The 9,072-nt window shown below is 64.0% G+C and carries 6 protein-coding genes; 4 read left to right on the forward strand and 2 right to left on the reverse strand.

From position 1 onward, the window contains the following. Window positions 1-124: 124 nt before the first annotated feature. Together IRZ56_RS22735 and IRZ56_RS22740 are read right to left on the reverse strand one after the other, a co-directional pair. Complete coding sequence (locus IRZ56_RS22735; protein WP_196147001.1) at window positions 125-3,421, reverse strand: PAS domain S-box protein; 3,297 nt, start codon at window positions 3,419-3,421, stop codon at window positions 125-127. 56 nt (window positions 3,422-3,477) lie between these two features. Continuing rightward, on the reverse strand, window positions 3,478-4,356 hold the full coding sequence (locus IRZ56_RS22740) for a LysR family transcriptional regulator (protein WP_196147002.1): 879 nt from the start codon (window positions 4,354-4,356) through the stop codon (window positions 3,478-3,480). Window positions 4,357-4,487: 131 nt separating this feature from the next. On the opposite strand from IRZ56_RS22740, the gene leuC reads away from it, so the two are divergent. The 4 genes from leuC to asd all read left to right on the forward strand — a co-directional run bounded on the left by leuC (window position 4,488) and on the right by asd (window position 8,941). Further along, on the forward strand, window positions 4,488-5,921 hold the full coding sequence (gene leuC, locus IRZ56_RS22745; RefSeq protein WP_196147003.1) for a 3-isopropylmalate dehydratase large subunit: 1,434 nt from the start codon (window positions 4,488-4,490) through the stop codon (window positions 5,919-5,921). Next, entirely contained in the window at window positions 5,918-6,562 is a 645-nt protein-coding gene (leuD, locus tag IRZ56_RS22750) for a 3-isopropylmalate dehydratase small subunit (protein ID WP_196147004.1), read from the forward strand. The genes leuC and leuD overlap by 4 nt, the downstream gene beginning before the upstream one ends. 119 nt (window positions 6,563-6,681) lie before the next feature. Further along, on the forward strand, window positions 6,682-7,764 hold the full coding sequence (gene leuB / locus IRZ56_RS22755; protein WP_196147005.1) for a 3-isopropylmalate dehydrogenase: 1,083 nt from the start codon (window positions 6,682-6,684) through the stop codon (window positions 7,762-7,764). 64 nt (window positions 7,765-7,828) lie between these two features. Beyond that, the gene (gene asd / locus IRZ56_RS22760; protein WP_196147006.1) at window positions 7,829-8,941 is read left to right on the forward strand and encodes an aspartate-semialdehyde dehydrogenase; all 1,113 of its coding nucleotides are present in this window, start codon (window positions 7,829-7,831) and stop codon (window positions 8,939-8,941) included. The last annotated feature ends 131 nt before the right edge of the window (window positions 8,942-9,072 follow it).

Here is a 9,072-nt window from a genome sequence, read left to right on the forward strand (position 1 = left end):
TGAAGAGCCTTTTTTCAGCACAAAAACAAACGCCCCGAACAAGTCGGGGCGTTTGGTCTAGGGCCTATCAGTGTGTTTTCACACAGTCTGTTCGGGTGCCCTTTTCGCGTTCTTGGGAGGTGGCTCAATAATCCGCTGGGGTCTCGATCAATATCTGGCGGAATTCCATCAGCGGCAGCGGCCGACTGTGCAGGTAGCCCTGGTACAGGTGGCAGCCCTGGCGCTCGAGGAACTCCAGTTGCTCGGACTGCTCGACCCCTTCGGCGATCACCGCCAGGTCCAGGCTGCGGGCCATGGCCACGATGGCCCGGACGATCTCGGCGTCGTTCGGGTCATTGGGGGCGTCGCGCACGAAGGTCTGGTCGATCTTCAAGGCATCCACCGGCAGGCGCTTGAGGTAGGTCAGCGAGGAATAGCCCGTGCCGAAGTCGTCCATGGCAAAGCTCACCCCGTAACGTTTGAGCTCACGCATCTTGCTGATGGTGTCCTCCAGGTTCTGGATCACGATGCCCTCGGTGATCTCCAGCGTCAGCATCGGCCGTGGCAGGCGGTAGTCGTCCAGGCTGCGCAGCACCCGTTCGACGAAATCGTTCTGGCGGAACTGCCGGGGGCTGATGTTCACGCACAGGCTGAAGTCGTCGGCATCGATCAGCCCGTCGGCCAGCATGCGCGCGCAGGCATCGCAGGCTTCGTCGAGGATCCAGTTGCCGACTTCGAGGATCAGGCCGCTTTCCTCCAATACTTGGATGAACTGCGCCGGAGGTTGCTGGCCCAGCTGTGGGTGATGCCAGCGCAGCAGTACCTCGGCGCCGACGATGCGGTTGTCGCGGGCATCGACCTGGGGTTGGAAGTGCAGGGCAAGCTCGCCCCTGGCCAGGGCCAGGCGCAGGTCGGTCTCCATGCGCAAGCGCTCGCTGGCCGCCTTCTGCATGGTGGTATGGAACAGCTGTGTGGTGTTGCGCCCTGAATCCTTGGCCCGGTAGAGGGCGATATCGGCACGCTTGAGCAGGTCGGCCGGGGTCGCGCCGTGGTCGGGTATCAGCGCCACGCCGATGCTTGGCGTCACCTGCAGGCGCTGGCCGTCCAGGGACATCGGCTCGGCGAGCAGCTCGCGCAGGGTGTCGGCCAGGTCGCGCACTTTATGCTCGACCTGTTCGCGGCTGCCCTCCAGGCCGCTGAGCAGCACCACGAATTCGTCGCCGCCCAGGCGTGCCACGGTGTCTTCCAGGCGCACGCTGGCCTCCAGGCGGGCGGTGATGATCTTGAGCACCGTATCGCCCACCGGGTGGCCGAGGGAATCGTTGATGTGCTTGAAGTGATCCAAATCCAGGAACAGCAGGGCACCGCGCAGATTGTGGCGCTTGAGCAGGGCGATCTGCTGGCTCAGGCGGTCCATCAGCAGGGCACGGTTGGGCAGGTTGGTCAGCGGGTCGTGGTAAGCCAGGTGGCGGATCTGCGCCTGGGCATTCTTCAATTGGCTGACGTCCCGGGCGGTCAACAGCAGGCAGTCGGCCTCGTTGAGGCTGAGCGGCTCGACCGAGACCTCCACGGTCAGGATGTCGCCACGTTTGTTGCGCCCGAGCATTTCCCGGTGATGTACCCGGCCATGCTCCTTGAGCTCGGTGAGCAAGGCGGCGCGTTGCTTCTCGTCGGCCCAGATGCCGATCTCGTAGACGCTGCGGCCGATCACCTCGGCAGCGCTGTAGCCAGTCAGCCGGCAGAAGCCGTCGTTGACCTCCAGATAGCGGCCCGTCCGGCGTTCGGTGAGGGTGATGGCGTCGGGGCTGGAATGGAAGGCCTTGGCGAACTTTTCCTCGCTGGCCTTGAGCGCTGCCTCGGCGCGCTGCTGCTGGGTGATGTCGCGCAGCGTGGTGACGCTGCAAGGGGAGCCGTCGACCGTGATCAGGCAACTGGAAATCAGGCAGGTGAGGGCGGTGCCGTTGCGATGGTTGACCACCACCGCCACGTTGCTCAGGGCTTTTTCGCGGATCACCCGCTCGATGCGCTGTGCGCGAGCGGCCGATTCGGCCCACAGGCCGATCTGCTCGGCGGTGCGGCCGATCACCTGGTCGGCGCTCCAGCCGAAGGTCTGGGTGAAGGCGCGGTTGATCTCGATGAACTGGCCGCTGTCCTGGCGGGTCACGCAGATCGGGTCGGGGCTGACTTGGAACAGGCTGGCGAACTTCTCTTCCGAGGCGGTAAGGCGCTGTTCACGTTCCACCTGGTCGGTGATGTCGAGCAAGGTGCCGGCCATGCGCAGCGGGTTGCCTTGCTCGTCGCGGTACAGGCGAGCGCGGCTTTCGATGTAGCGCGAAGCGCCGTTTTCCAGTTGCACACGGTAGGTGATCTGGTAATTGCCCGCCGGCCCTTCGCGCAGGCTGCGGTAGGCCTGGCGCATGACGTTGCGCTCCTGCTCAGGCACGCCTTCGAAGAATGCGTCGAAGGACTCGTGGAAAGGCACCGGTTCCAGGCCGTGCAATTGTGCGGCGCGGGCCGAGCCATAGAGCATGCCGCTGGGGATGTGCCAGTCCCAGGTACCCAGTTGCGCGGAGTCCAGCGCCAGGTCCAGGCGCTCCTGGCTGTCCTTGAGCGCCTGCTCGGCGCGCTTGCGTTCGCTGGTATCGACGAAGGTGCTGAGCAGATATGTCACCCCCTCGAGTTCGATGCTCTGGGTACACAGGATGCCGTCGTGGAGCTTGCCGGTGCTGGCGCGGAACTGCACTTCCAGGGTCAGTGGCCCAGCATTGCCGCGGGTGTTGTCGAGCACCTGGTGGCGCAGGTCGGGGTTGACCCACAGGCCCAGCTCCAGGGTGGTCTTGCCGACCACCTGGTCGCCCGGCCAGCCGAACATGTCCTCGAAGTGTTGATTGACCTCATAGATCATGCCGTCATGGCGCCGGGTCAGCAGAATCGCGTTGGGGCTTAGGTGGAACAGCGTCGCAAAGCGCTTTTCCGAGTTGATCAGCGCGGTTTCCCGCTCCCTTTGCCGGGTGATCTCACGGACCACGCCGATCATCTGCGGGCGACCATGACGGTCGTGGGTCAGGCTGCCGTTGATCTCAAGCCAATGCAGGCTGCCATCCGGCCAGCGGATGCGGTGGCGCATGGCCTGTTCCACCGGCTCGCCATTGGCCACGGCCTGGAACACCTGGCGCGTGCGGGCGCGGTCTTCCTCGGGCAGCAGTTCGAGGTAATCGATGTCGCGGGGCATGGGCCGCTGCGGGTCGAAACCGAACAAGGCCTGGGTGGCACGGGACCAACTGACCCGGCCGCTTTCTATATCCCAGAGCCAGGCGCCGAGGCGGGCCCCATTGAGCGCGGCCAGCAGTTGCGGGGCGTTCTGCCAGGTCTGCTCCGACTCCTGGGGATCCGCCGCGTGAATGCGTGGCAGGCGCGGAAAACGGTTTGCTGATTTGGGCATCGATACCAGACCTTTGGCGGATGACGCGTCCTTGAAGAAGGCCGACCGACCCGGAGTCAGGCGGACCCTGCATGGCTGTCGAGTAAGGCCATGAACGCCCTGGCCGCGTTCGACAGCGTGCGTTCCGTATGCAAAATGTAGCCTAGCTGGCGGGACAGCTGTATGCCGGGCAAGGCGATGGATGCAACCTGCTCATCGAGCATGGTGCGCGGCAGCACGCTCCAGGCCAGGCCGATGGACACCATCATCTTGATGGTTTCCAGGTAATTGGTGCTCATGGCGATGTTCGGCGCCAGGCCCTGGCTTTCGAACAGGCGCTGGACGATATGGTGGGTGAAGGTGTTGCCGCCGGGGAACACGGCCGGGTGCCGAGCCACATCGGCCAGGCTGACCTGCTGATTGCTGGCCAGCGGGTGCTCCGGCGCTGCGACGAAGTCCAGGGCGTCGTCCCATACCGGAACTGCCCGGATCAGATGATGGGGCTCGGGGGCGAGGGTGATCACAGCGATTTCCGCGCGGCCATGGAGAATTTCATCGTAGGCCGCTTCCGAATCGAGGAACTGAATATCCAGCGCCACGCCAGGGTGCTCCCGGGTGAAGGCCCGCAACAGCGGGGGCAGACGGTGCAGACCGATATGGTGGCTGGTGGCCAGGGTCAGGCGACCCGTGACTTCGCCGGTCAAATTGTTCAAGGCCCGTCGGGTATCATCCAGTACATTGAGAATCTGATAGGCACGCGGCAGCAGGGCACGGCCGGCCTCGGTCAAGGTCACCTCGCGGCCGAGGCGGTCGAACAGGCGCACGTCCAGCTGCTGCTCGAGCCCGGCGATGCGTTTGCTGATGGCTGGCTGGGTCAGGTGCAGGCGCTCGCCGGCCCCGGAAAAGCTGCCGGTCTCGGCGATGGCGATGAAGGCACTGAGGTTGGCCAGGTCCATGGATTCGAATTCCTATCGGTTATCCAAAGTATAAAAATTATGAATTTGAGTTATTCAATCTAACGCCATAGCATCGACCGTACAAGCCAAGGGGTTATTGGCATAGAAATACGCTGATGAGGAACAGTCTGATGGCTGGCAAAACGCTCTACGACAAACTCTGGGAAGCACATGAAGTCAAGCGACGCGACGATGGTTCGTCCTTGATCTACATCGACCGTCACATCATCCACGAAGTGACCTCGCCCCAGGCCTTCGAAGGCCTGCGCCTGGCCAACCGCAAGCCATGGCGCATCGACGCCAACATCGCCACCCCTGATCACAACGTGCCGACCACGCCTGAGCGCAAGGGCGGCATCGATGCCATCGTCGACCAGGTGTCGCGCCTGCAGGTGCAGACCCTCGACGAGAACTGTGACGAATACGGCATCGTCGAATTCAAGATGAACGACGAACGCCAGGGCATCGTCCACGTCATCAGCCCGGAACAGGGCGCCACCTTGCCCGGCATGACCGTGGTCTGCGGCGACTCGCACACCTCGACCCACGGCGCCTTCGGCGCGTTGGCCCACGGCATCGGCACGTCCGAGGTCGAGCATGTGCTCGCCACCCAGTGCCTGGTCGCCAAGAAGATGAAGAACATGCTGGTTCGCGTCGAAGGCACCTTGTCTGCCGGCGTGACCGCCAAGGACATCGTCCTGGCCGTGATCGGCAAGATCGGCACCGCCGGTGGCAATGGCCACGCCATGGAGTTCGCCGGCAGCGCCATCCGCGAGCTGTCCATGGAAGGCCGCATGACCATCTGCAACATGTCCATCGAAGCCGGTGCCCGCGTGGGCCTGGTGGCCGTGGACGACACCACCGTCGCCTACGTCGAGGGCCGCCCGTACGCGCCCAAGGGCGAGCAGTGGAATCAGGCGGTACAGGCCTGGAAGGGCCTGGTCTCCGACGCCGATGCGGTGTTCGACACCGTGGTCGAGCTGGATGCCTCGCAGATCAAGCCACAGGTCAGCTGGGGCACCTCGCCTGAGATGGTCCTGGCCGTCGACCAGCGCGTGCCGGACCCGGCTGCCGAGCCCGACCTGATCAAGCGCGGCTCCATCGAGCGTGCGCTCAAGTACATGGGGTTGGCTGCCAACCAGGCGATCACCGACATCAAGCTCGACCGCGTGTTCATCGGCTCGTGCACCAACTCGCGTATCGAAGACCTGCGCGCCGCTGCCGAGATCGCCAAGGGCCGCAAGGTCGCCGCCAACGTCAAGCAGGCGCTGGTGGTGCCGGGCTCCGGTCTGGTCAAGGCCCAGGCCGAGCGTGAAGGGCTGGACAAGATCTTCATCGAGGCCGGTTTCGAATGGCGTGAACCAGGCTGCTCCATGTGCCTGGCCATGAACCCGGACCGCCTGGAGAGCGGCGAGCATTGCGCCTCGACCTCCAACCGCAACTTCGAAGGCCGCCAGGGTGCCGGTGGTCGTACCCACCTGGTCAGCCCGGCCATGGCCGCCGCCGCCGCGGTGACCGGCCACTTCATCGATGTCCGCGAGTTGATCCAAGGGAGCGCAGCATGAAAGCCTTTACCCAGCACATCGGTCTTGTCGCACCATTGGATCGCGCCAACGTCGACACCGACCAGATCATTCCCAAGCAGTTCCTGAAGTCGATCAAGCGTACCGGCTTCGGCCCCAACCTGTTCGACGAGTGGCGCTACCTGGACGTGGGCCAGCCCTACCAGGACAACAGCAAGCGCCCGCTGAACCAGGAGTTCGTGCTCAACCACGAGCGCTACCAGGGTGCCAGTGTATTGCTGGCGCGGGAGAACTTCGGTTGTGGGTCGAGCCGCGAGCATGCTCCATGGGCACTGGACGAATACGGCTTCCGTAGCGTCATCGCGCCGAGCTTCGCCGACATCTTCTTCAACAACAGCTTCAAGAACGGCTTGCTGCCGATCATCCTCAGCGACGAGGAAGTCGACGAGCTGTTCAAGCAGGTCGAGGCCAACCCGGGCTACCAGCTGACCATCGACCTCCAGGCCCAGGCCGTGACCCGCCCGGACGGCAAGGTGCTGCACTTCGAGATCGATGCCTTCCGCAAGCACTGCCTGCTCAACGGCCTGGACGACATCGGCCTGACCCTGCAGGACAGCGATGCGATCAAGGCGTTCGAGGCCAAGCACCGCGCCAGCCAGCCCTGGTTGTTCCGCGAGGTTTGATCGCTGCGCATTGCCCGGCGGGCCGGCTCCTGTAACGATGTGGCACAGGGGCCGGTTCGCCGGGCCGGTTTTTACCGGTGGGCCGAGCAGGCGCGCCGTACGAAAGGATAGAGGAAAGCATGAGCAAGCAGATTCTGATTCTCCCAGGTGATGGCATCGGTCCGGAAATCATGGCCGAGGCCGTCAAGGTGCTGGAGCTGGCCAACGACAAGTTCCAGCTCGGTATCAGCCTGGAGCACGACGTGATCGGCGGCGCCGCCATCGACAAGCACGGCGTGCCGCTGGCCGACGAGACCCTGGAGCGTGCGCGCAAGGCCGACGCAGTGCTGCTCGGTGCAGTGGGTGGGCCGAAGTGGGACAAGCTCGAGCGTGATATCCGTCCTGAGCGTGGCCTGCTGAAGATCCGTTCGCAACTGGGCCTGTTCGCCAACCTGCGCCCGGCCATCCTCTACCCGCAACTGGCCGATGCTTCTTCGCTCAAGCCGGAAATCGTCGCCGGCCTGGACATCCTCATCGTTCGTGAGTTGACCGGCGGCATCTACTTCGGTGCCCCACGCGGCCAGCGCGAGCTGGAAGGCGGCGAACGCCAGGCCTACGACACCCTGCCGTACAGCGAAAGCGAAGTACGCCGCATTGCCCGCGTCGGCTTCGACATGGCCCGTGTACGCGGCAAGAAACTGTGCTCGGTGGACAAGGCCAACGTCCTGGCTTCCAGCCAGCTCTGGCGCGAAGTGGTCGAGGACGTGGCCAAGGACTACCCGGACGTCGAGCTCAGCCACATGTACGTCGACAACGCCGCCATGCAGCTGGTCCGTGCGCCCAAGCAGTTCGACGTGATGGTGACGGACAACATGTTCGGTGACATTCTGTCGGATGAAGCTTCCATGCTGACCGGTTCCATCGGCATGCTGCCGTCTGCGTCCCTCGACGCCAACAACAAGGGCATGTACGAGCCATGCCATGGCTCGGCCCCGGACATCGCCGGGCAGGGCATCGCCAACCCGTTGGCGACCATCCTGTCGGTGTCGATGATGCTGCGCTACAGCTTCAACCAGGTGGCCGCCGCCGACGCGATCGAGCAGGCTGTCAGCCGGGTGCTGGACCAAGGCCTGCGTACCGGCGACATCTGGTCGGCCGGGTGCAGCAAGGTAGGTACGCAGGAAATGGGCGACGCAGTAGTCGCAGCGCTGCGGAATCTGTAATCTCTCTGGCCCGCCATCGTCTTCCCTTCGATGGCGGCCCACTTTTAGCAAAGGTGTAGTTGCGATGAAACGTGTAGGTCTGATCGGTTGGCGCGGTATGGTCGGTTCCGTGCTCATGCAGCGGATGCTGGAGGAGCAGGATTTCGACCTCATCGAGCCGGTGTTCTTCACCACGTCCAACGTGGGTGGCCAGGGTCCGAACGTGGGCAAGGACATTGCTCCGCTCAAGGACGCCTATAGCATCGAAGAGCTCAAGACCCTCGACGTCATCCTGACCTGCCAGGGCGGCGACTACACCAACGAAGTCTTCCCCAAGCTGCGCGAAGCCGGCTGGCAGGGCTACTGGATCGACGCTGCCTCGTCCCTGCGCATGCAGGATGACGCGGTGATCATCCTCGACCCGGTCAACCGCAAGGTCATCGACCAGCAGCTGGACGCGGGCACCAAGAACTACATCGGCGGCAACTGCACCGTCAGCCTGATGCTGATGGGCCTGGGTGGCCTGTTCGAGGCGGGGCTGGTGGAGTGGATGAGCGCCATGACCTATCAGGCTGCTTCCGGTGCCGGCGCGCAGAACATGCGTGAACTGATCAAGCAGATGGGCGGCATCCACGCGGCGGTGGCCGATGACCTGGCCAACCCGGCCAGCGCCATCCTCGACATCGACCGCAAGGTCGCCGAGACCATGCGCGGCGAAGCCTTCCCGACCGAGAACTTCGGTGTACCACTGGCGGGCAGCCTGATCCCATGGATCGACAAGGAACTGCCGAACGGCCAGAGCCGTGAAGAATGGAAGGCCCAGGCCGAGACCAACAAGATCCTCGGTCGCTTCAAGAACCCGATTCCGGTCGACGGTATCTGCGTGCGCATCGGCGCCATGCGCTGCCACAGCCAGGCGCTGACCATCAAGCTGAACAAGGACGTGCCGCTGGCGGATATCGAAGGCATGATCAGCCAGCACAACCCTTGGGTGAAGCTGGTGCCGAACCAGCGCGACATCAGCATGCAGGAGCTGAGCCCGACCAAGGTGACCGGTACCCTGAACGTGCCGGTTGGCCGTCTGCGCAAACTGAACATGGGCTCGCAGTACCTGGGCGCCTTCACCGTGGGTGACCAACTGCTGTGGGGCGCTGCCGAGCCGCTGCGCCGCATGCTGCGGATCCTGCTGGAGCGTTGATCGCCCCTCGCCGGGCTGAGCGAAAAACCCGTGCCCTTGGTGGTGCGGGTTTTTTGTTTATGGGTGGTGTGGGTGTACGGTTTGGGACTGGGGCGGTGCGGAAATCGCGCGCCGCCCGCGCGGCGCGCGAT

Origin of the sequence: Pseudomonas guariconensis (genome assembly GCF_015680235.1) — a bacterium.
In the GTDB taxonomy this organism is placed as follows: Bacteria; Pseudomonadota; Gammaproteobacteria; order Pseudomonadales; family Pseudomonadaceae; genus Aquipseudomonas; species Aquipseudomonas guariconensis_A.